At 54.5% G+C, this 20,334-nt stretch carries 18 protein-coding genes; 5 read left to right on the top strand and 13 right to left on the bottom strand.

From position 1 onward, the window contains the following. Positions 1–25: 25 nt before the first annotated feature. Genes HVY19_RS07075 through cecR form a run of 4 tightly spaced genes read right to left on the bottom strand, consistent with a single transcriptional unit; the run spans position 26 to position 4,547 of the window. The gene (locus HVY19_RS07075) at positions 26–1,159 is read right to left on the bottom strand and encodes an ABC transporter permease (RefSeq protein WP_181683625.1); all 1,134 of its coding nucleotides are present in this window, start codon (positions 1,157–1,159) and stop codon (positions 26–28) included. Continuing rightward, entirely contained in the window at positions 1,152–2,888 is a 1,737-nt protein-coding gene (locus tag HVY19_RS07080; RefSeq protein ID WP_181683626.1) for an ATP-binding cassette domain-containing protein, read from the bottom strand. Before HVY19_RS07080 ends, HVY19_RS07075 begins: the two co-directional genes overlap by 8 nt. Next, positions 2,881–3,876 (bottom strand): secretion protein HlyD, encoded by a 996-nt coding sequence (gene hlyD, locus HVY19_RS07085; RefSeq protein ID WP_181683627.1) that lies wholly within the window; start codon positions 3,874–3,876, stop codon positions 2,881–2,883. The genes HVY19_RS07080 and hlyD overlap by 8 nt, the downstream gene beginning before the upstream one ends. After that, positions 3,876–4,547, bottom strand: coding sequence for a transcriptional regulator CecR (gene cecR / locus HVY19_RS07090; RefSeq protein WP_181683628.1), 672 nt, complete (start codon positions 4,545–4,547; stop codon positions 3,876–3,878). Before cecR ends, hlyD begins: the two co-directional genes overlap by 1 nt. Before the next feature lie 204 nt (positions 4,548–4,751). On the opposite strand from cecR, the gene rhlE reads away from it, so the two are divergent. Continuing rightward, entirely contained in the window at positions 4,752–6,119 is a 1,368-nt protein-coding gene (rhlE, locus tag HVY19_RS07095; RefSeq protein ID WP_181683629.1) for an ATP-dependent RNA helicase RhlE, read from the top strand. Between the two features lie 95 nt (positions 6,120–6,214). Here rhlE and HVY19_RS07100 read toward each other — a convergent pair whose 3' ends face one another. After that, positions 6,215–6,949, bottom strand: a complete 735-nt coding sequence (locus tag HVY19_RS07100) for a GntR family transcriptional regulator (protein WP_181683630.1) — start codon at positions 6,947–6,949, stop codon at positions 6,215–6,217. Between the two features lie 202 nt (positions 6,950–7,151). Here HVY19_RS07100 and pcaB point away from each other — a divergent pair, with 202 nt between their 5' ends. From pcaB to dinG, 3 genes are all read left to right on the top strand, one after another. Then, positions 7,152–8,504: a 3-carboxy-cis,cis-muconate cycloisomerase gene (pcaB, locus tag HVY19_RS07105; protein WP_181683631.1), complete on the top strand. Its 1,353-nt coding sequence runs from the start codon at positions 7,152–7,154 to the stop codon at positions 8,502–8,504. A 33-nt stretch (positions 8,505–8,537) separates the two neighbouring features. Next, positions 8,538–9,959, top strand: coding sequence for a DASS family sodium-coupled anion symporter (locus HVY19_RS07110; protein ID WP_181683632.1), 1,422 nt, complete (start codon positions 8,538–8,540; stop codon positions 9,957–9,959). A 204-nt stretch (positions 9,960–10,163) separates the two neighbouring features. Further along, complete coding sequence (gene dinG / locus HVY19_RS07115) at positions 10,164–12,350, top strand: ATP-dependent DNA helicase DinG (RefSeq protein WP_181683633.1); 2,187 nt, start codon at positions 10,164–10,166, stop codon at positions 12,348–12,350. On the opposite strand, the gene HVY19_RS07120 is transcribed toward dinG, so the two are convergent. The 5 genes from HVY19_RS07120 to HVY19_RS07140 all read right to left on the bottom strand — a co-directional run bounded on the left by HVY19_RS07120 (position 12,337) and on the right by HVY19_RS07140 (position 17,714). After that, positions 12,337–12,843, bottom strand: a complete 507-nt coding sequence (locus tag HVY19_RS07120) for a fimbrial protein (protein WP_181683634.1) — start codon at positions 12,841–12,843, stop codon at positions 12,337–12,339. The two genes, dinG and HVY19_RS07120, sit on opposite strands and share 14 nt — an antisense overlap. Before the next feature lie 5 nt (positions 12,844–12,848). Further along, the gene (locus HVY19_RS07125) at positions 12,849–13,838 is read right to left on the bottom strand and encodes a fimbrial protein (RefSeq protein ID WP_181683635.1); all 990 of its coding nucleotides are present in this window, start codon (positions 13,836–13,838) and stop codon (positions 12,849–12,851) included. A gap of 21 nt (positions 13,839–13,859) precedes the next feature. After that, on the bottom strand, positions 13,860–16,403 hold the full coding sequence (locus HVY19_RS07130) for a fimbria/pilus outer membrane usher protein (RefSeq protein ID WP_181683636.1): 2,544 nt from the start codon (positions 16,401–16,403) through the stop codon (positions 13,860–13,862). A 30-nt stretch (positions 16,404–16,433) separates the two neighbouring features. Further along, positions 16,434–17,108, bottom strand: a complete 675-nt coding sequence (locus HVY19_RS07135) for a molecular chaperone (protein WP_181683637.1) — start codon at positions 17,106–17,108, stop codon at positions 16,434–16,436. 69 nt (positions 17,109–17,177) lie between these two features. Beyond that, a complete protein-coding gene (locus HVY19_RS07140; RefSeq protein ID WP_181683638.1) occupies positions 17,178–17,714 on the bottom strand; it encodes a fimbrial protein in 537 nt (178 codons plus the stop codon). A gap of 255 nt (positions 17,715–17,969) precedes the next feature. Here HVY19_RS07140 and ybiB point away from each other — a divergent pair, with 255 nt between their 5' ends. Further along, positions 17,970–18,938 carry a DNA-binding protein YbiB gene (ybiB, locus tag HVY19_RS07145; protein WP_181683639.1) on the top strand — a complete coding sequence of 323 codons (969 nt, stop codon included), beginning with the start codon at positions 17,970–17,972 and terminating at the stop codon, positions 18,936–18,938. A gap of 107 nt (positions 18,939–19,045) precedes the next feature. On the opposite strand, the gene ybiJ is transcribed toward ybiB, so the two are convergent. The 3 genes from ybiJ to mcbA form a co-directional block, all read right to left on the bottom strand. After that, entirely contained in the window at positions 19,046–19,306 is a 261-nt protein-coding gene (gene ybiJ / locus HVY19_RS07150) for a DUF1471 family protein YbiJ (RefSeq protein WP_181683640.1), read from the bottom strand. A gap of 284 nt (positions 19,307–19,590) precedes the next feature. Further along, positions 19,591–19,857, bottom strand: a complete 267-nt coding sequence (locus tag HVY19_RS07155) for a DksA/TraR family C4-type zinc finger protein (RefSeq protein WP_181683641.1) — start codon at positions 19,855–19,857, stop codon at positions 19,591–19,593. Positions 19,858–20,002: 145 nt separating this feature from the next. After that, positions 20,003–20,263 carry a DUF1471 family periplasmic protein McbA gene (gene mcbA, locus HVY19_RS07160; RefSeq protein ID WP_181683642.1) on the bottom strand — a complete coding sequence of 87 codons (261 nt, stop codon included), beginning with the start codon at positions 20,261–20,263 and terminating at the stop codon, positions 20,003–20,005. Between the last annotated feature and the right edge of the window lie 71 nt (positions 20,264–20,334).

The following is a 20,334-nucleotide window of genomic DNA, read 5'->3' on the forward strand; positions in this document are numbered from 1 at the left end:
ACCGGGCAAAATACGAGCGCCAGAATTAATCTAACCGACGTTTGGTTTTTATCCACGTCAGGCCAATAAACATCACCGCCGAGGCGATCAAAAACAGCACGTTGATAATCAGCACCACTGGAATATTTCCGGCAAGAAACAGGCTTTGCAGCGTGCTGACAAAATAGCGAGCCGGAATAATGTAGGTCACCGCGCGGATCACCGCTGGCATACTGTCTATCTGAAAAATAAAGCCCGACAGCATAATCGAGGGTAAAAAAGCGGCGTTCAGGGCAACCTGCGCGGCGTTAAACTGATTGCGCGTCATCGTTGAGATGAGCAACCCCATTCCCAGTGTGCTGAGTAAAAACAGGCTGGTGATAAAAAACAGCAGCAACAGCGAACCGCGATAAGGAACGCCAAGAATAAACACCGACACCAGCATACAGAGCAGCATCGCCAGCATGCCGAGAAAATAGTAGGGAATGAGCTTGCACAGCAGCAGTTCAACACGAGTGACTTCGGTGGAGAGCAGCGCCTCCATAGTGCCGCGCTCCCATTCACGGGCGACCACCAGTGAGGTCAGGATCGCCCCAATTACCGTCATGATAATCGTCACCGCGCCGGGAATGATAAAATGCTGGCTGATGGCCGCCGGGTTAAACCAGTAGCGGGTTTGCACGTCGATCAACGGTTCAAACTTTTCGCCGCGATCTTCCGCGCGCTGCATCTGCCAAATCTGCCAGATGCCCTCGACGTAACCCTGCACGAAGTTAGCGGTATTCGGCTCACTGCCGTCGGTAATAACCTGAATGGGGGCGGTGTCGTTCGCGCGCGCCATCTGCTGGGCGAAATCAACCGGGATCACCACTAACCCACGGATGCGCCCGGCCTGCATCTTCTCTATCAGTTCGTGACGGTTATCGCTGATGGTGGCGTCGATGTACGGCGAGCCGGTCATCGTATGGGTGAAGTCCAGTGCCTCTTCGCTTTGCTGCTCAAGCAAAATGCCCACCCGCAGTTTGCTGGAATCCAGATTGATGCCGTAACCAAAGATAAACAGCAGCAGCAGCGGGATCACCACAGCAATGAGCCAACTACTGGGATCGCGGACGATCTGCCGCGTCTCCTTGACGCACAGGGCGCGCACGCGACGCCAGGAGAGAAGGGGATTACGCATGTTCGTTCTCCTTATCCCAGTCGTTAATCAGACGGATAAAGGCCTGTTCCATCGTCGGATCCGGCGTTTCGTCATCGGCCGCCTGCGCTTTCAGATCGTCTGGCGTCCCACGGGCGATCAGCTTGCCGCGATAAACCAACCCAATGCGATCGCAATATTCCGCCTCATCCATAAAGTGGGTGGTGACCATCACTGTCACCCCTTTTTCGACCATGCTGTTGATATGCAGCCAGAATTCGCGGCGGGTGAGGGGGTCTACGCCGGAGGTGGGTTCGTCGAGGAAGAGAATATCCGGCTCGTGCATCAGCGAGCAGGCCAGCGCCAGACGCTGCTTAAAGCCCAGAGGCAGTTCGTCGGTGGCATGGGAGGCAATGCTTTTCAGGCCAAACGCCTCGCTCATCCGCTCAATTTTGTCATTCTGCGCGCGCCCTCGCAGACCGTACACGCCTGAGAAGAAGCGCAGGTTTTGCTCCACCGTCAGGTTGCCGTACAGTGAAAATTTTTGCGCCATATAGCCCAGGTGCTGGCGCGCTTTCCCGGAACTGACTTTCAGATCCATATCCAGCACCAGCGCTTTGCCGGAGGTGGGTACCAGCAGGCCGCACATCATTTTGAAGGTGGTGGATTTCCCTGCGCCGTTTGGCCCAAGCAGGCCAAAAATTTCTCCCCGTTTGACGGCAAAGTCAACGTGGTCGGTGGCGGCAAAATCGCCAAATTTTTTGGTCAGCGCTTTGGCTTCGATCACCGTTTCACCCGGCGTGCCTTCAACCGTGTGCAGAATCGCCCCCAGCGGGGATTCCGATGTAGAAGCGCCGCCCAGCAGGTCGATAAACGCATCTTCAAAGCGCGGCGTCGTTTCACTGATTTCTATCTCCGGCATGCCCTCACCCCGGCGAATGTCCTCCGCCGTGGCCTCTTTTTTGAGGATGAGCCGCACGGATTTCCCCTGGATCATGCCGTCGCTGACCTGTGGCAGTTTCAACGCCCGCTGGAGCAGTTTGCGGTTGTTTTCCTGCGGGCTGTGCATCAGAAAACTGCGTCCGGCCATAGTTTGCGTCAGCTTTGTCGGGTCGCCCTGATACAGAAGTTCGCCTTCGTTCATCAGTAGCACATCCCGGCACTGTTCAGCCTCATCCAGATAGGAGGTGCTCCAGAGGATGAGCATCCCGTCGCCCGCCAGTTCATGGACCATCTGCCACAATTCGCGACGGGAGATTGGGTCCACGCCAACGCCGGGTTCGTCCAGAAGCAGCACCTTCGGCTCGCCGACCAGGGTGCAGGCCAGCCCCAGCTTCTGTTTCATACCGCCGGAGAGTTTACCTGCCAGACGCCCAGTAAACGGGCCGAGTGACGTAAATTCCAGCAGGCGCGCAAAGGTCTTCTCCCGTGCTTTCCCCGTCACGCTGCGCAAATCGGCGTACAAATTGAGGTTCTCCATCACGGTGAGATCCTCATACAGGCCGAATTTTTGCGGCATATAACCCAGTACGGCGTGCAGCGCGCTGTCGTTAACGATCGGATCAAAGCCAAGCACCGTGGCGCTGCCGTCATCCGCTTTGAGCAGGCCGGCCAGCATCCGCATCAACGTGGTTTTGCCCGCGCCATCGGGCCCCACCAGTCCGGTCACATAGCCCGCCTGCAGAGTACAGTCGAGCGGAGCGACCGCCGGTTTATCCATCCCTGCGAATCGCTTTGTGAGTCCGTTCAGCGTGATGACGGCATCATTCATGTCTTGCCTCGTTGCCGAAGGTGACCGTGACGGGCATCCCCTGGCGCAGCGCATCGTCTGCGTCAGTAACGACGATGCGCAGGCGATAGACCAAATCGGTACGCAGATCGGGCGTCTCTACCGTTTTCGGGGTGAATTCGGCCGTTGGTGAAACAAAGCCGATTTTACCGTGGTATGGCTTATCGGGGCGTCCGTCGGTATACAACAGAATTTCGCGCCCCGGCTGCGCCTGAGAGAGGTTGCGTTCGTCGACGTAGGCGCGTACCCAGACCGGACGGTTAAGGGAGAGTGTGAGCACGGTGCTGCCTTCGTTGAGCATACTGCCGGGCTCAACGGCCCGGGTTAACAGCGTACCGTTTGACGGGGAGACCAGCGTCGTATCGTGAAGATTCAGTTCGGCCTGTGCCAGTTGTGCCTGTGCCTGCTCAAGGCTGGCTTTAGCCTGCGCGATATCCTGCTCACGATTACCGGAACGGTACTGTGTCAATTTATCCTGCGCGGACTTCAACGACGCCTGTGCCTGGTCGCGGGAAGAACGGGCATTTTCCAGATCGTTAGCGGAGATGGTGCGGCTTTTCCACAGACCCTGCTGACGATTGTAGAAATTTTGCGCGTAATCATAGGCCGCCTGCGCCTGCTTCACGGCAGCCGCGGCCTGGGCGATCTCTTCCTGGCGATAGCCTGCCAGCATCAAATCATACTGCGCCTGGGCGACAGAAACGCCCGCTTTTGCCTGCATTAAGGCGTTTTCATAGGGCGCACGATCCAGCTCGCCTAAAACCTGTCCTGTTTTAATGGCATCGCCTTCATCGACCTTGAGCGAGGCGAGCCGTCCACCTACGCGAAAGCTCAGATTGACAGTGCGGATATCGACGTTGCCGTAGAGCGTCAGCCCGTTGTCTTGTCGACTCTGATACCACCACGTGCCGCCAGCAATCACAGCGACCAACGCCGCGACGACCAGTCCGATAACAACCGGTTTTTTCATCAGTCCAGACTCCTTTGCGATAAACCTTGCAGAATGAGATCGATATGACAGGTCACGGTCTGATAAATCAGTGCCGTTTTTTCTTCATCAAACTGCGACCAGCCAGTGCGTAACAGAATGGTTTCTTTACCCAGGCGGAATGCAAGTACTTCACCCAGCAGCGCGTGGGTATGCAAAATCATCCGTGTGTCATTGGCGTCGCAGCCGGTATAGGCGGCAATCAACCGGGTTAAATAGCTGTGCAATGGCTCGATGACCTGCGAATGCACACGTTGATAAGCGGCGGTCGGGGAGAGCTGCTCGCGCGAGATAAATTTGCTCAGGTTAACGGTGTCATCCTGCGTTAACAGCAGGATCATGTTCTTGCAGGCACGGAGGATCAGTTCGCGGATTGCGTTGCGGTCTGGCTCCGGCTGGGCAAACAGTTTTTCCGCTTCTTCGGCGTGTGGGCGAAACTGCCCCCCGATAAAATCGGCGATCCACTGGGCGCAGGCGAGGTATAAATCTTCCTTTGAGCCAAAATAATAGGTGATGGCGGCGATGTTCTGTCCGGCCTGGGCGGCAATATCACGGGTCGTGGCATGCAGACCATATTCGCCAAACTGTGCCAGCGCGGCAGCAATCAGTTGATTTTTGGCTTGTTCGCCTTTGGTGGTGGTGGAGATATTCATCGCGTGCCCAGATTATTAATCAATCGATTGATTAAGATTATGACTGAAGTCTGGTCTTGTCCAGTCGATGGGATAATTTATGCGCTGAGTCACAAAAACTGCTACACTCCGCCCCTTCATGACATTGTGGTTTTTGTCATCCCCAAATTGTATGTATCTCCCTGAAAACTACACCGGGAACGGTCGGGGCGGTTCGGAGTAGTTATGTCTTTTGATTCCCTGGGTTTGAACTCTGATATTCTGCGCGCCATTGCTGAGCAGGGTTACCGCGAACCCACCCCCATCCAGACGCAGGCGATTCCTGCGGTGCTGGAAGGCCGCGACCTGATGGCGAGTGCGCAAACCGGCACCGGTAAAACCGCAGGCTTTACGCTGCCGCTGTTACAACATCTCATTACTAAACAGCCGCATGTGAAAGGGCGTCGCCCGGTGCGTGCGCTGATCCTCACTCCAACGCGTGAACTGGCGGCGCAGATTGGTGAGAACGTCCGTGATTACAGCAAATACCTGAACATTCGCTCGCTGGTCGTCTTTGGCGGGGTAAGTATTAATCCGCAGATGATGCAACTGCGCGGCGGCGTGGATGTGCTGGTGGCGACGCCGGGGCGTTTGCTGGACCTGGAACATCAGAATGCGGTGAAGCTGGATCAGATTGAAATTCTGGTGCTGGATGAAGCCGATCGCATGCTGGACATGGGCTTTATTCACGACATCCGTCGCGTACTGGCGAAACTGCCGGCGAAGCGACAAAACCTGCTGTTCTCTGCGACGTTCTCTGACGATATCAAAGCGCTGGCTGAGAAGCTGCTACACAACCCGCTGGAAATTGAAGTCGCGCGCCGTAATACCGCTTCTGAGCAGGTGACGCAGCATGTGCATCTCGTTGATAAGAAACGCAAGCGTGAGCTGCTTTCACAGATGATCGGACAGGGTAACTGGCAGCAGGTGCTGGTGTTCACCCGTACTAAGCATGGTGCGAACCATCTGGCGGAACAGTTGAACAAAGACGGCATTCGCAGTGCGGCAATCCATGGCAACAAGAGTCAGGGGGCGCGTACCCGTGCGCTGGCCGATTTTAAATCCGGTGATATTCGCGTACTGGTCGCGACTGACATCGCGGCGCGTGGTCTGGATATCGAAGAGCTCCCGCACGTGGTGAACTACGAGCTGCCGAACGTGCCGGAAGATTATGTCCACCGTATCGGTCGTACCGGACGTGCTTCCGCGACCGGTGAAGCGCTGTCGCTGGTTTGTGTCGATGAGCATAAGCTATTGCGCGATATCGAAAAACTGCTGAAAAAAGAGATCCCACGGATTACGACTCCGGGCTATGAGCCGGACCCGTCAATTAAAGCTGAGCCGATCGAGAATGGTCGTCAGCAACGTGGTGGGAATGGTGGTGGCGGAAGAGGCCGTGGTCAGGGGCAAGGACAGAGTGCAGGTCGTGCTCAGCAAGCGCGTCGTCAGGATGGCGGTGCGCCGAAAGCCAGAACGCGCAGCGGTGAAGGTAAACCGGCGGGTGAAAAGCCGCGTCCACCGCGCCGCCCACGTCGAATTACCCCAGCGCAGTAAATTGTAGGCCGGATGGCGGCTCCGCCTTATCCGGCCTACGCCGATCTGTAGGCCTGATAAGCGTAGCGCCATCAGGCACTCAATACCGCTCTCCCTTATTCCCCCGAACTCTGCGGTTTCAGCACTATGGAACAGGTGTACCTTCCTGCCGGGTGAATTGAAATCGTCGTCTCGAACACCTTCCCGTCACGATCGCGATAGCGTCTTACTATGCGCATTGCCGGAGAATCCGGCGCGACGTTGAGGATCTTCGCGACCTTTTTGGGGACGCCAACGGCAGTGATCTCCTGATGTACCTCGTGACTCTTAATGCCGTAGTGCGTTTCGATCAAATCGCTAATCAGCGCATGCGGATCGTCGCGGATGTAGGAGCGTAGCCGGGAGTAATCGGTACTGGCGTAGCTGTCCGTCCAGCAGATCGGCGCATCCGGGTTTTGTGCATCCTCGCGAATGCTGGCGATGTGCAGCCAGCGCGAGCCAGGCGGACAGCCAATCAGTTGCGAAAGCTCAATATCTGCGACAATCTCGTCAATCTTTTTAATCACCCGCAGGTTGTTCTTCGCCAGTAGTACCAAATCTTCAAGGTGCAGGAGGGGATGATTCACGCCGCTCTCGCGCGGTTCGCAAACCCGCGTTCCCGCCCCTTTTCGACGGGAGATTAACCCCTGTTCCGTTAATTCCCTTAACGCTTCCCGCATGGTGTGACGGCTCACCTGCCATGTTTCGCACAGTTCCATTTCCGTAGGAAACAGCGCGCCGGGCGGGTAGGTTCCCGTGGAGATCTGCTGAGCCAGTTCACGGGCTATTCGCTTGTAGAGTGATTCTTTCATCGCAGTTTCGTTAAAAAATTAATGATCGCAATCACAAATATTTGTACGGACTATTCCATACATTCTCTATGATTATTATAAATGTCCGTACATTTCAAATGTACGGACATTTTATTATGTTCGGACATTAAATGCATATCGACTGCGTTGTCAGTCGAGCCAGATGCTCATCTTATCACTATCAGAATGTCCAGGGGGATTTATGGCTTCGAATGTAATGGATTCTGTTTTATTTAGAGATTCTTTCGGCACGCCCGCGATGCGCGCGGTATTTGATGACTACGAACTTATTCGAAAATATATCGAAGTCGAGGTGGCGCTTGCCAAAGCTCAGGCGCGTTGCGGGGTGATCCCACAAGCCGCAGCGCAGGAAATTGCCGAAAAATGTAATGCCGAGTCGCTGGATTTTGATCTGCTGCGTCATGAGACGGAAATTGTGGGCTATCCGATCCTCCCGCTCGTGCATCAGATTTCAAAACAGGCCGGAGAATCTGGCGGCTACGTCCATTGGGGGGCGACCACCCAGGACATCATGGACACGGCGGTCGTGCTGCAAATCCGCGATGCCTTCGAATTAATCGAGGCGGAGATGACGCAACTTCGCGCAACGCTTGCCGAACTGGCGCAGCGCTATCGCAACACACCGATGGCCGGTCGTACGCACCTACAGCAGGCGCTGCCGGTGACCTTTGGGTATAAAGCCGCGATCTGGCTGGATATGTTTGAACGTCATGCTGAACGTTTAGCACAGGCGCGCCCGCGCGTGCTGGTCGGTGAATTTGCCGGGGCAGCCGGTACGCTGGCTTCACTGGGCGATAAAGGGCTTGAGGTGCAAAAAGCGCTGATGGAAGAACTCGGCCTGAATGTCCCAACCTCCACCTGGCATGTGGCGCGCGACGGCTTTGCGGAAGCGGTGAATCTGTTGGCGGTCATTACCGGTTCACTCGGCAAAATTGCCTATGACGTGATGCTGATGGCCTCGAATGAATTTGGTGAACTGTATGAACCGTTCGTTAAAGGACGTGGCGCCAGCAGTACGATGCCGCAAAAGCGCAACCCGATCTCCAGCGAACTCATGCTCGCCTGTGCGAAAGGCGTTCGTCAGCAGGCCGGGCTGATGCTCGACGCAATGGTTCAGGATCTGGAACGCGCCACCGGCCCCTGGCATGCAGAGTGGATCGCGATTCCGGAAAGTTTTGTGCTCAGCGCTGGAGCACTGCATCAGGCCAACTTTATGCTGGCGGGGCTGGAAGTGGATGAAGCCGCGATGAAACGCAATCTGGGTATGACCAACGGTCTGATTGTGGCCGAGGCGGTGATGATGGGGCTGGCGCCGTATATTGGCCGTCAGGATGCTCATGATGTGGTGTATGACGCTTGTCGTATTGTTAACGAACAGGGCGGACATCTGGCTGATGTGCTGAACGCCATGCCTTCGGTAGCGGAACGTCTTGACCCGCAGTTGATTAACCAACTGACCGATCCTGCTAACTATCTGGGCATGGCACCGGAAATGGTGGATCAGGTGCTGGCTAAATATATGTCCCGGAAATAAAGGCCCCCGGACTCACGAAAGAAGGATATGACTATGTCGATAAATTCTGTCGGGGGTAAGAAGCTCTATGCGTTTCTGATCCCTGTGATTGTGGGGGCGGTTATCTGGTTTTATCCCGTCCCTGAAGGGTTATCCCCTGAGGCGTGGCATATGTTTGCCATTTTCGCTGCAACTATTGCGGCTATCCTGACCCAGCCGCTGCCATCAGGCGCGGTAATGCTGATTGCGCTTTGCGTGGTGATTTTCACCAAAACGCTGACAGAGGCGAAAGCGCTGTCGGGTTTTGCCTCCGGCACCGTCTGGCTTATTTTCTGCGCCTATGTGCTGTCGCTGGGGTTTGTGACCTCTGGGCTGGGTAAACGCATCGCGTATAAAATGCTGTCGTGGTTTGGCGGAAGCAGCTTAGGGATTGCCTATTCGCTCGGCGTTTCCGACCTGATTATGGCACCGGCGATGCCTTCGGTGACGGCACGTTCCGGCGGGATTATTTTCCCGATCGCCCGTTCCATTAACGATGTTCTCGGTTCGTCACCAGGCCCAACCGGTAAGCGCATTGGTGACTTTCTGACGATGGTCTGTTTCCAGTTCACGCCGATCACCGGGGCGATGTTTATGACCGGGATGGCGGCGAACCCGCTGGTGGCTTCTCTGGCGAAATCGACGCTGGGGCTGGATATCACCTGGGGAGGCTGGTTTATTTCCGCGGTCGTCCCGGCGCTGGTCTGTTTTTGCCTGATGCCGCTGTTGGTCTACAAACTGCTGGATCCGGAGCTTAAGCGTACGCCGGAAGCGAAGGCGATGGGGAAACAGTCGCTGAGCGAACTGGGGACGATGAGCAGCAATGAGAAAAAGGTGGCGCTGGGGTTTGTGCTGGCACTGGTCGGTTGGGGCACCAGCCTGATCACCGGCATTTCGGCGACCTCGGTGGGGCTGGGACTGGCCGCTTACCTTTTTGCCAGTGGCGCGGTGAACTGGAAAAGCCTCCTTAATGACCACGCGGCCTGGGACACGGTGATTTGGTTCAGCGTGATCATTAGTCTGGCAACCGGTCTGGCGGATCTGGGATTCATCAAATGGATGACAGGAATGCTGGGGAGCGGTATTCAGGGATTTGGCGCGATGGAGGCCTTTATCCTGCTGGGCGTACTGTATATCTACGTTCACTACCTGTTCGCCACCGCGACGGGGCACGTGGCCGCGCTGTACGCCCCTTTTGCCGCCACGGCGATTGCGGCAGGTGCGCCGCCGATGATGGTGGCTATTTGTTTCGGGATCTTCAGTAACCTTATGTGGGGGAATACCGAATACGGCGGTGGACCAGGGCCAATCTACTTCGCACAAGGATATTTTGAGCGTCCACGCTTCTATCGCATTAACCTGTTCGTGGTCACGGTCAACGTAGTGATTACCTTTGCCGTGGGTATGCTCTGGTGGAAGGCGCTGGGATATTATTAAGTGATGCGCAGTTGTTGGATGGCGGCTGCGCCTGATAAGGCCTGGCTCATGCCGGGCCTGTCCGTAGGCCGGATAAGGCGCAGCCGCCATCAGGCAGAGTAAATTTACATTGCGAGTCGCTTTCCAGAACTGGCAAAAAAGCTACTGACACCCCCTGAAATGTGCCACAATAGTGGCTGTTTATACAGTATTTCAGGTTTTCTCATGGCTTTAACCGCAGCGCTAAAAGCGCAAATCGCCGCCTGGTATAAGGCGCTTCAGGAACAGATCCCCGACTTTATCCCCCGCGCGCCGCAGCGGCAGATGATTGCTGACGTGGCAAAAACGCTGACCGGGGAAGAGGGGCGTCACCTGGCGATTGAAGCACCCACCGGGGTTGGGAAAACCCTTTCTTACCTGATCCCCGGCATCGCCATTGCCCGGGAAGAACAAAAAACGCTGGTTGTCAGCACCGCTAACGTGGCGTTGCAGGATCAAATCTACAGCAAAGACCTGCCACTGCTGCGCAAGATCATCCCCGATCTTCGTTTCACCGCGGCGTTCGGTCGTGGGCGATATGTGTGTCCGCGTAATCTGACGGCGCTCGCCAGTACCGAACCGACACAGCAGGATCTGCTGGCGTTTCTTGATGATGAACTCACTCCCAATAATCAGGAAGAGCAAAAGCGTTGTGCGAAGCTGAAGGGCGATCTCGACAGCTACAAATGGGATGGACTGCGCGATCACACGGATATCGCCATTGACGACGATCTCTGGCGACGTCTGAGTACCGATAAAGCCAGTTGCCTGAACCGCAACTGCCATTACTACCGCGAGTGTCCGTTCTTTGTGGCTCGCCGTGAAATTCAGGAAGCGGAAGTGGTGGTGGCAAACCACGCGCTGGTGATGGCGGCAATGGAAAGCGAGGCGGTGCTGCCGGACCCGAAGAACCTGCTGCTGGTGCTTGATGAAGGCCATCACCTGCCGGATGTCGCTCGCGACGCGCTGGAAATGAGCGCTGAAATTACCGCTCCCTGGTATCGGCTCCAGCTGGATCTGTTCAGCAAACTGATTGCCACCTGCATGGAACAGTTCCGCCCGAAAACAACGCCGCCGCTGGCAAATCCGGAGCGCCTGAATGCCCACTGCGAAGAGCTGTATGAGCTCATCGCTTCGCTCAATAACATCCTCAATCTGTATATGCCCGCCGGGCAAGAGGCCGAGCACCGTTTTGCTATGGGTGAACTGCCGGACGAACTGAAGGAGATTTGCCAGCGTCTGGCGAAGCTGACTGAAACGTTGCGCGGTCTGGCGGAGCTGTTCTTGAACGATCTGAGCGAAAAGACCGGCACGCATGATGTGGTTCGCCTGCACCGGGTCATTTTGCAGATGAACCGCGCGTTAGGAATGTTTGAAGCGCAAAGCAAACTGTGGCGGCTGGCATCGCTGGCGCAGTCATCCGGTGCGCCGGTGTCGAAATGGGCGACGCGGGACGTGCGCGACGGGCAAATCCACGTCTGGTTTCACTGCGTTGGCATACGCGTTAGCGATCAGCTCGAAAGGTTACTGTGGCGCAGTGTGCCGCATATTATTGTGACCTCCGCAACCCTGCGTTCCCTCAACAGCTTTTCGCGTTTGCAGGAGATGAGCGGCCTGAAAGAAAAGGCCGGCGACCGCTTTGTCGCGCTCGACTCACCGTTTAACCACGTTGAGCAGGGGAAAATCATCATTCCGCAGATGCGCTATGAGCCTTTGATGGAAAACGAGGAGCTGCACATTGCCGAAATGGCGGCCTATTTTCGTGAACAACTGGAGAGCAAAAAGCATCACGGTATGCTGGTGCTGTTTGCCAGCGGACGGGCGATGCAGCGTTTTCTGGAGCACGTTACCGACCTGCGCTTACTGCTGCTGGTGCAGGGCGATCAGCCCCGCTATCGGCTGGTGGAACTGCATCGTAAACGGGTTGAGAACGGCGAGCGCAGCGTGCTGGTCGGTCTGCAATCTTTCGCTGAAGGTCTGGATCTGAAAGGTGATTTGCTCAGTCAGGTGCATATCCATAAGATCGCGTTCCCCCCCATCGACAGCCCTGTGGTGATTACCGAAGGCGAGTGGCTAAAGAGCCTGAACCGCTATCCGTTCGAGGTGCAAAGCCTGCCTGCGGCGTCGTTTAATCTGATCCAGCAGGTCGGGCGATTGATTCGTAGCCATGGATGCTGGGGAGAGGTGGTCATTTATGATAAACGCCTGCTGACGAAGAGCTACGGTCAGCGGTTGCTGAATGCGCTGCCGGTGTTCCCGATTGAACGACCCGAAGTCCCTGACGTGCCGGAGGTAAAAAAACGCCCGGCGAAAGTGCCTGCCGGGCGTCGGAAAAGCATCCGTGCTAAGGGGCGCGGTCCTACTGGTAAGTAAAGGTCACTTGCACTACGCTGCTGAAGGTGCCAGCGGTGACGGGCATTGAAGTGGCGTAATAGCGGGCGGCCAGCGGAAACACCGCCGTATGGTCGTTCTGATTAATCAGGACGTTAAAGCTTGCCTGCGGTGCAATAGTGATTTTGTCCTGGCGATCGGCCAGCTCCAGCGCCAGTCCTTTTGCGCTACCGGTGTTGGCAAATTTCGTTGGGTGAGCGCTATCAGCCTGACCGTAAAAAAACGCGTTAGACAGAGTCAACGTTGACGGACAGTGCGTCACTTTCAGCTCAAATTCCTTCCATACGCCGGTATCGCCTACGTCTTTAAAATTGCTGGCAGCAGTCTGGCCGAGATCGACGGTCAGATCTTTACTGGCGCTATCAACCACACAGGTGTTGGCGTAGATCGTCCCGGTCATCTGAATTTGAATATTGTCATCCGCGTGAGCCAGGGCGGTAAGTCCCAGAGCGATCGTTAAGGCGATTTTTTTCATGGCGTTCACTTATAGGCGAGCGTAAGGGTCGCAACACTGTTTGCGGGGCCAGGAGTGACCGTATCGCTTATCTGTTGGTAGCGAACCTGAAAGGGTATCTCCAGTGTTTCATTGGCGCTTGCTGGCCTATCGGTCGGCACATAGGTATCAAAGGTGGCGATGTAATTATCAAACAGCATGCGGACACCCACGCCGGTCGCCATACCGCTTTCCTTTGTGAGCTTGATAACCCCTTCGTAATTGGTTTCATAACCATTGGCGCTGGTGATTTTGACCATGGGTTGCACGGTGGTATCGCAATGCACGCTGACATTAAACTCCTGGGCTGGTGAAGAAAGCGTGCCGGTGCCAATAAACGAACAGACAGGAAAATCCCCCAGTTCGACGGTGAGATTTTTCGGCGACACGGAGCAGGTAACCTCGTGGAGAATCACGTTGCCAGCATAGGAAATGTTGTTAGGGCTACCTATACCTTCATGACCAAACACGCCGATGCCAAATTTGGTCTGTGCCTGTATTAACGTGCCGGAGGAGACGGTAGCACTGGTTTTCACCAGTTCAAGCGTTACCGCGAAGCTAAACGACTGTTTCCCGTCAGTAGATACATAGCCAATCGGCGTTGCCCGAGAATCACACTGCACACCGCCAGCACCGCTGATTCGCTGACCCTGATCGTTCATTAGCGCCACGCCTACGCCGGGCACGCCGGAGTCATACACGCCTCTCAGACCTGGGATTTCGGCCCCTGAACCGTAGTAGCAAGAGACGATTTCCAGCCCGCTATCAGCGCTCTGATTGCAATTTCCCGCGACATGCACCGTCTGTTCCGTTCCGGGGATAGTGTCTCCGACCGCCAGCGTGGTCGGGACAGAAATGGATGCAACATCGATCATTTTGGGAAGATCGGGCGTGGTACAGGTGGCCTTTGCATGCGGCATAAATAACGTTGCGGTTCCCAGAACCAGTAAGAAAAAGCACTGTTTAATCATTTGCATAATGTTCGCCTGAGCAAGAAATCAATGACACTGCGCGGCAGCGTTGATGATGCTGTTTTTGTCTGTCTCATCGGTCAACGCATACTGGGCGACGCAGTGTTCGCTTGCGCTTTGCCCCCAGGAGACAGCAAGTTGTCCGCGCTGTGGCAAACCGGAGAGGTAAGTCTGGCCATCATTGCCAACAATAAACTCGCTGTCCTTATCTTCGGTGGTGACCGTTGCGCCAAAGGGCAGCGGTTTACCGTTTTCAGTGATTGTCATGAGTACTCTGCGCCCTACGCGGGTGCTAAAACTTGCACGCACCACGGCACCGCGCGTTGGCGTAACGGTTTGAGCGGCATGCGTCACGTCAGCGTCGTCCGGCAGCGTTTCGGTATCCAGTGCGATGGTGTTATGGCGATACGCGGTCACAAATGGCACCACGGTATATCCGCGAAAATCGGTTTCGACGCCGGTCTGGTTGGTGATATGCGTCCCATGAGTCCCCGGTGCTTTCACCAGTGCGATGGTTTCGCCCAGCGGCTGGCTGAGGGTAATACCGTTGGCATGTGCTACCACGCCACCCTGTACCCCGACGTTCAGCGTCTGCTGGTTTTTGTCCTGGCTTACGCCGCCGTTGACTTCACCATAGGTGCCGTTGTAATCGGCGTTCATACTGGTTGAACTGCCGCTTCCGGTGTTGCTCAGACCTTCCTGAATGTTCCAGTTAAAATTGTTGTCACGCAGCGCCGTACCGTTAAGGCCAATATTCTGCGTGGTGCCGTCTTTGCTGTTATTCAGGTTGTACGTCGCCCAGGTGTTGTGCATCCAGTGGTCCAGCGGAACGGAAATGCTCAATGAAAACTCGTTGTCGTTGGTGACAGAATCGCCGTGCTCATCGCTGTCGTTGGTATTTTTATTCATGCTGTAGCTCAGGCTGTAGCTGATGTCGTGCCAGCTGTTGTTGTAACTGACGCTCATTGAGGTCATGTCCTGGCTCTGGCTCCAGTAGGTTTCTTTGACCAGACTCAGGGTCACGGCCCCCCAGCCTTCAGGCAGTGTCTGGTCGACGGTGGCTTCTGTGCGTGCGCGACGTTGCTGCGGGGCTGACCAGTCATCGGCATTGGTGTAAGACTCCATTGTGTCTTCGAGGGTGTAAAAGCCCTTACTGTTATAGCGATAGCCGGCGAGGGAAAAGTTGGTGCCGGACCCGGCGAAATCTTTGCTGTAGCGGACTCGCCAGGACTGCCCTTTACTGGCCTGTTGTTTCTTCAGCAGCGCTTTGGCGCGCGTCACGTCAACAGAAAAAGCCCCTAAATCACCGAAATTTTTCCCGACGCCAAGCGCCTGGGAATGATAGTGGTTACTCTGTTGCGCTCCGCCATAGGCGGTGAACCCGTAGGGCAAACCGTAAATCGCGCTGCCCTGAGCAAAAGGGGTTTTCTCAACGTGCTTGTCATACGAGCGATAGCGACCCGCGGTCACGCTGTAGCGTAGGTTTTTTTCTCGCTGAAGCACTGGCACCGAGGCATAAGGGACGACGAAATGACTTTCGCTACCGTCAGTTTCTTTCACCGTGACCTGCAGGTCGCCGCTGCTGCCTGTGGGGTAGAGATCGTTGATTTCAAACGCGCCGGGGGCGACAGTGTTCTGGTAAATGACGTAGCCGTTCTGACGGACCATCACCAGCGCATTGCTGTGAGCTGTGCCACGAATAATTGGCGCGTAGCCTCGTTGACTGTCTGGCAGCATGTCGCTGTCGGAATTCATCTGCATACCGGTGTAGGGCACGCTGTCAAAGACGTCTGCGGGCGATGAACTTTGCCCGACGGTGAGATCGCTTTTCATCGCCACGATATTGCGCTGGGCGTAGGTGTAGACCGATGAAAATTTCTGCTGCTCTTCGTTTCCCGTGGTGCTGCGATTCCAGGTGGAATAATTACGCAGCCGCCACGCGCCGATGTTCACACCGGGTCGCAGGTTGACATACTGGCTGCTGTTATCATCTTCACCCGGGCGGCGGGCGTGGCTCTGGCTGGCGGTGGCGCTGTAATTGAGTATCCCGGCGGTGATCCCTTCGTCAAACTCTTTAGGGTCGATATAGCCGCGTGGCACCTGGCCTAAGGCAGACTGCGGGATACTGAGTAATAGCTGCTGGTGACTGACGCGAAAGGTGGCAGAAGCCGCCGGAATAGCGCGCAAGTCGGCACATTTGCCTTGCGCCATCAGTTTCGGGTAGGCGTCGGTTTTAATCCCAAGGCTTTTTAAATCATCGAGGGTAAAGCAGGGCTGAAGCGTATTCTGGCCATCACGTTCCTGACGTAATGTAAATGTCACGTCGCGAGTATCGATTTTATTATTATCGATGAATATCGATACCTGATAATTACCCGGCGCCTGGCCTGGACCTTTTTCATAAACCGAAAGATCGGTTTTCCCTTGTTGGGGATTATCAACGTCCAGCAGCGCAGGGTTAAAATAATCATCCGCCCAGGTTTGCGAGGCAAAACAGGCCGCTGCCAGGCCACATAAAATGACCAGCAGCGCCATGAATCGACAGGATAGCGGCTTCTTGGAGGTATACATGATTATTTCAGGAATCTGGATTCTGCGGCATTAGCGCACAGATTTGGACCAGGTTTTACTGATGCTGCCGTAATCGGTAATGATCGAATACGCGACGGTTGAACCGCCCGTGTTGGCAGGAAGGGCAAAGTGCGTTTCGGTTTCAGGAACGGCCCAGGTGGCTTTTTCTACTTTGTGCCCGTTCAGCGTGACGCTCTGAAAATTCATGAAGAACGGTGTTGGATTATTGACGACCAGGTCGTTCCCTTCGCGGTGCCATTCCAGTTTATCAGCGACATCATCCGGCTTCCCTTTAACGGCAGACGGACGGTAAAGTAATTTGATGCGGGTATTAATCGCAATTTGCAGGGTATTGGCCCCCTCAACGTGTTTTGAGGAGGGGATCGCTTTAATGTTTAACCAGAACAGTGATTCACGATCTTCCGGCAAATTTCCGCCGGTGCGCACGACACGCAGAACGTTTTCTTCTTTGGCATCCAGACGAAACAGCGGTGGGGTAATCAGAAACGGCGCTTTGGCCTGGTTATTACTGCCGGTATCGACCCATGACTGTACCAGATAATCCGTGTTATCCGGGTTTTGAATGCCAAGAGAGGATTCCTTTTTCTCTCCCTGATAAACCAGACGCGTGCCATTAATAATAACGCCCGCATGTGCTGTAGCAGCAACCAGAAAAAGTGTACTCAGTAAATAACCGTGACGCATAAATATATCTCAACGTGAAGCGGAGATAGTCGCGTGTAATACGCCGCGACTATCTCCGGATTGATAATATCAGTTATAGATAACGGTGAAGGTGGAGACGGAATTCGCCGGGCCTGCGGTCACTGCGGCCTGGGTCTGAATATAACGTGCGCCAAATTCGAGATTGTTCACCGTGGTGCCGGAGGCTAACGGATACTGTTGTGATGGGGTGTATAAGATGACCGGTTGATCGGAGGAATCGAGCAACTGAATCGCCACACCCGTGGCGGTATCCGTATCAGGCGTCAACGCCAGCGCGGCATTGTTGTCAGTATCTGGCGTACCACCGAAGTTAATTGCAGCGGAGGTGACTGTCTCCGGGCAATTGGTAAGCTGAATATCGAACTTCGTTAATGTGCTGGTAGAACCGGCACCGGTAAAGACGCTTTTAGAGACTTTACCTAACTGAACATCCAATGGATTACTTAACCCATTTACAACCTGACAAGCGGAATCAATGATTTCGCCAGTAAAATTAATTTGTCCTTCGCCATTTGTTGCCGCAAATGCTGATGCAGAACATCCCACCGTTGCAGCAATAAATAAGCCTAAAGCAGCCTTGTTCATATTAATTCCTGATATTCACCGGGTAAAAACCATGTCTGGTGATTTTTACCATTAGACCCCAACAACTTTTCGATTGATATTTAACCAGAATATACGCGAATAAGATTCCGCAGCGCGGACTACAAATATTCGAATTAACGCTTGTGTTTTTCGATTCGCTGTAGCAACAGGTTATTGGTTATCGACGATAAAAAGCTATCAGGCAGGTCTTTTAAAGGGCTATATTGTTAAAAAATTGTCGCAGGGGAGGACGCAATGGATTACCGCAACATTATTAAGGAGATTGGCCGGGGGAAAAATCATGCCCGCGATCTGGACCAGGACACCGCGCGCGGACTGTACAGCCATATGCTCAATGGCGATGTGCCGGAACTGGAAATGGGCGGCGTGCTGATTGCGCTGCGCATCAAAGGGGAAGGAGAAGCGGAGATGCGCGGTTTTTACGAGGCGATGCAATCCCATACGATGAAGCTGACGCCTCCCGTGGCAAAGCCAATGCCGATTGTTATCCCAAGTTATAATGGCGCTCGTAAGCAGGCGAACCTGACCCCACTGCTGGCGATTTTGCTGCATAAACTGGGTTATCCGGTGGTCGTGCATGGGGTGAGCGAAGATCCCACGCGGGTGCTTACGGAAACCATTTTTACACTGATGGGTATTCACCCCACGCATCATGCCGGGCAGGCCCAGGCGAAGTTAGACGGCCATCAGCCGGTCTATATTCCCGTGGGCGCGCTTTGTCCGCCGCTGGAAAAACAACTGGCGATGCGCTGGCGTCTTGGCGTGCGAAACAGTGCGCACACACTGGCAAAGCTGGCGACGCCGTTTGCGGAAGATGCTGCGCTGCGGTTGTCCAGCGTTTCACATCCTGAATATGTGTCTCGCGTCGCGACGTTTTTTAGCGATATTGGGGGGCGTGGGTTGCTGATGCACGGCACTGAAGGCGAGGTTTATGCGAATCCGCAGCGTTGTCCACAGATCAGCCTGATTGATAGTCATGGTGTCCGGGTGCTTCAGGAGCGGCAAAGCGAAATGCCGGAAGAGCCTGTTCCTTTGCCTGCGGCGAAAGATCCCGAAACCACCGCCCACTGGATCACGCGCTGCCTGGCGGGAAGCGAACCCGTTCCTCTCTCGTTAAAAATAGAGATAGCCTGTTGCCTGGTCGCGACCGGGGAAGTGGAAACGGTGGCAGAAGGGTTGGCACGCGTTAACGCCAGTTTTTAACGTTCAGATAAAAAAAAGCCCGTCCAGTGGCGGACGGGCAAACAAGGGTAATTCAGGGTCAATGAGGGTTGGAGCAGTGTGTCTGTCGGCAAACAGACGGGTAAAAATTATTTGTAGATAACAGCGGTGCCGCTCATTTTGTCGTTATTGGTGGCAGACGTGATGCTATAACCTGTTGCACCCGCTTCGGCAGCTTTCGCAGCCAGTTTAGCTTCCAGACCGTCCAGGGTGGTGGCGCCTTCAGCAGAAACCACACCGATTTTGTTCATGTTCTGCGCCTGAGCAGCAGTGACAGGCTCAGCGGCAAACACGCCAAAAGACAGGGTAGACAGGGCAGCAGCGACAACGGCATATTTGATAGTTTTCATTATTAATCTCTCGCAGTTTATTCTTTAAGGAAGACGATGTTTCGTCGATGTGATGAGTATCACGTTTTTTTGTGAGAGATAAAATCGAATAGAATTGACGTCTACCATCAAAAATATTGAATGACAAATAACTTATTGATTATTAATTAATTGATCAGGCTTATTTACTATTCTTCGCATTTCTCTTTACAGAGATGCAAATAACGGCACATTTTGCCACGCAGTGAGGAAATTTCCGTGAGTGTAAGCGAAGCGGTAAATTCTGTAGGGTTAGCCTGGTAAAGTCAGCGTAACTGGCTGTCTTTCGAGCCTTTGCGATTATATCCGGAAAATGTGGCATTTTGTAAATCTTTCTCCTGCTGGCAGGTAATGCATAGCCGGACTCCCGGTACCGCTTGTCGACGTGCTTCCGGTATCGGATCGCCACACTCTTCGCATTCATACAAGCTATCACCGCGCGGAATTTCACCCCGTGCGCGAGCGACAGCATCTTCAATTGTACTGTTGATTTGTTCGTTCACAGCGTCATCATTTGCCCAGCCGGAAGCCATAGCGGATATCTCCTCTGCGTTGAAGTGACTCTATGAGTATAACGGTTAATTGCCGGATGGCGGCTGGCGCCCGATCCGGCCTACGGGCAGTTACGCCAGCCAGGTCTGATAAGCGCAGCGCCATCAGGCAGTATGACAGGAAAGATTATTTATAAATCGTAGCCGTTCCGTACATTTGGTTTTTGCCGCCAGCGGAATTGACGACAAAACCTTTCGCGCCTTGTTCCTGTGCTTTTTCCGCTAGTTTATCTTCCAGATCGCTCAGGTTCGTTGCGCCTCTCGCTGAGACGGTACCTGAGGCGCGAAGTTGCCCAGTATCGGGCGCACTCAGTGGTTGTGCTGCAGTCGCTGCAAACGTCACTCCGGCAAGTGAGAAAGCGGCGAGTAAAGCGAGGCATTTTTTCATGATGCTATCCTCTGTGAAACAACGGGTCGTACCTGTTAAGTGTAGGTCGCCAGTCGGGTAAAATTGACGCA

Source organism: Citrobacter sp. RHB25-C09, assembly GCF_013836145.1.
Taxonomy (GTDB): domain Bacteria; phylum Pseudomonadota; class Gammaproteobacteria; order Enterobacterales; family Enterobacteriaceae; genus Citrobacter_A.

What these genes read in the sequence shown, in the direction of transcription:
- HVY19_RS07100 (WP_181683630.1), bottom strand. Translation starts at nt 6,949, where the DNA reads ATGAAAGAATCACTCTACAAGCGAATAGCCCGTGAACTGGCTCAGCAG.
- rhlE (WP_181683629.1), top strand. Translation starts at nt 4,752, where the DNA reads ATGTCTTTTGATTCCCTGGGTTTGAACTCTGATATTCTGCGCGCCATT.
- HVY19_RS07080 (WP_181683626.1), bottom strand. Translation starts at nt 2,888, where the DNA reads ATGAATGATGCCGTCATCACGCTGAACGGACTCACAAAGCGATTCGCA.
- hlyD (WP_181683627.1), bottom strand. Translation starts at nt 3,876, where the DNA reads ATGAAAAAACCGGTTGTTATCGGACTGGTCGTCGCGGCGTTGGTCGCT.
- pcaB (WP_181683631.1), top strand. Translation starts at nt 7,152, where the DNA reads ATGGCTTCGAATGTAATGGATTCTGTTTTATTTAGAGATTCTTTCGGC.
- HVY19_RS07120 (WP_181683634.1), bottom strand. Translation starts at nt 12,843, where the DNA reads ATGAAAAAAATCGCCTTAACGATCGCTCTGGGACTTACCGCCCTGGCT.
- HVY19_RS07155 (WP_181683641.1), bottom strand. Translation starts at nt 19,857, where the DNA reads ATGGCTTCCGGCTGGGCAAATGATGACGCTGTGAACGAACAAATCAAC.
- HVY19_RS07130 (WP_181683636.1), bottom strand. Translation starts at nt 16,403, where the DNA reads ATGTATACCTCCAAGAAGCCGCTATCCTGTCGATTCATGGCGCTGCTG.
- HVY19_RS07140 (WP_181683638.1), bottom strand. Translation starts at nt 17,714, where the DNA reads ATGAACAAGGCTGCTTTAGGCTTATTTATTGCTGCAACGGTGGGATGT.
- ybiJ (WP_181683640.1), bottom strand. Translation starts at nt 19,306, where the DNA reads ATGAAAACTATCAAATATGCCGTTGTCGCTGCTGCCCTGTCTACCCTG.
- cecR (WP_181683628.1), bottom strand. Translation starts at nt 4,547, where the DNA reads ATGAATATCTCCACCACCACCAAAGGCGAACAAGCCAAAAATCAACTG.
- HVY19_RS07110 (WP_181683632.1), top strand. Translation starts at nt 8,538, where the DNA reads ATGTCGATAAATTCTGTCGGGGGTAAGAAGCTCTATGCGTTTCTGATC.
- HVY19_RS07075 (WP_181683625.1), bottom strand. Translation starts at nt 1,159, where the DNA reads ATGCGTAATCCCCTTCTCTCCTGGCGTCGCGTGCGCGCCCTGTGCGTC.
- mcbA (WP_181683642.1), bottom strand. Translation starts at nt 20,263, where the DNA reads ATGAAAAAATGCCTCGCTTTACTCGCCGCTTTCTCACTTGCCGGAGTG.
- HVY19_RS07135 (WP_181683637.1), bottom strand. Translation starts at nt 17,108, where the DNA reads ATGCGTCACGGTTATTTACTGAGTACACTTTTTCTGGTTGCTGCTACA.
- dinG (WP_181683633.1), top strand. Translation starts at nt 10,164, where the DNA reads ATGGCTTTAACCGCAGCGCTAAAAGCGCAAATCGCCGCCTGGTATAAG.
- ybiB (WP_181683639.1), top strand. Translation starts at nt 17,970, where the DNA reads ATGGATTACCGCAACATTATTAAGGAGATTGGCCGGGGGAAAAATCAT.
- HVY19_RS07125 (WP_181683635.1), bottom strand. Translation starts at nt 13,838, where the DNA reads ATGCAAATGATTAAACAGTGCTTTTTCTTACTGGTTCTGGGAACCGCA.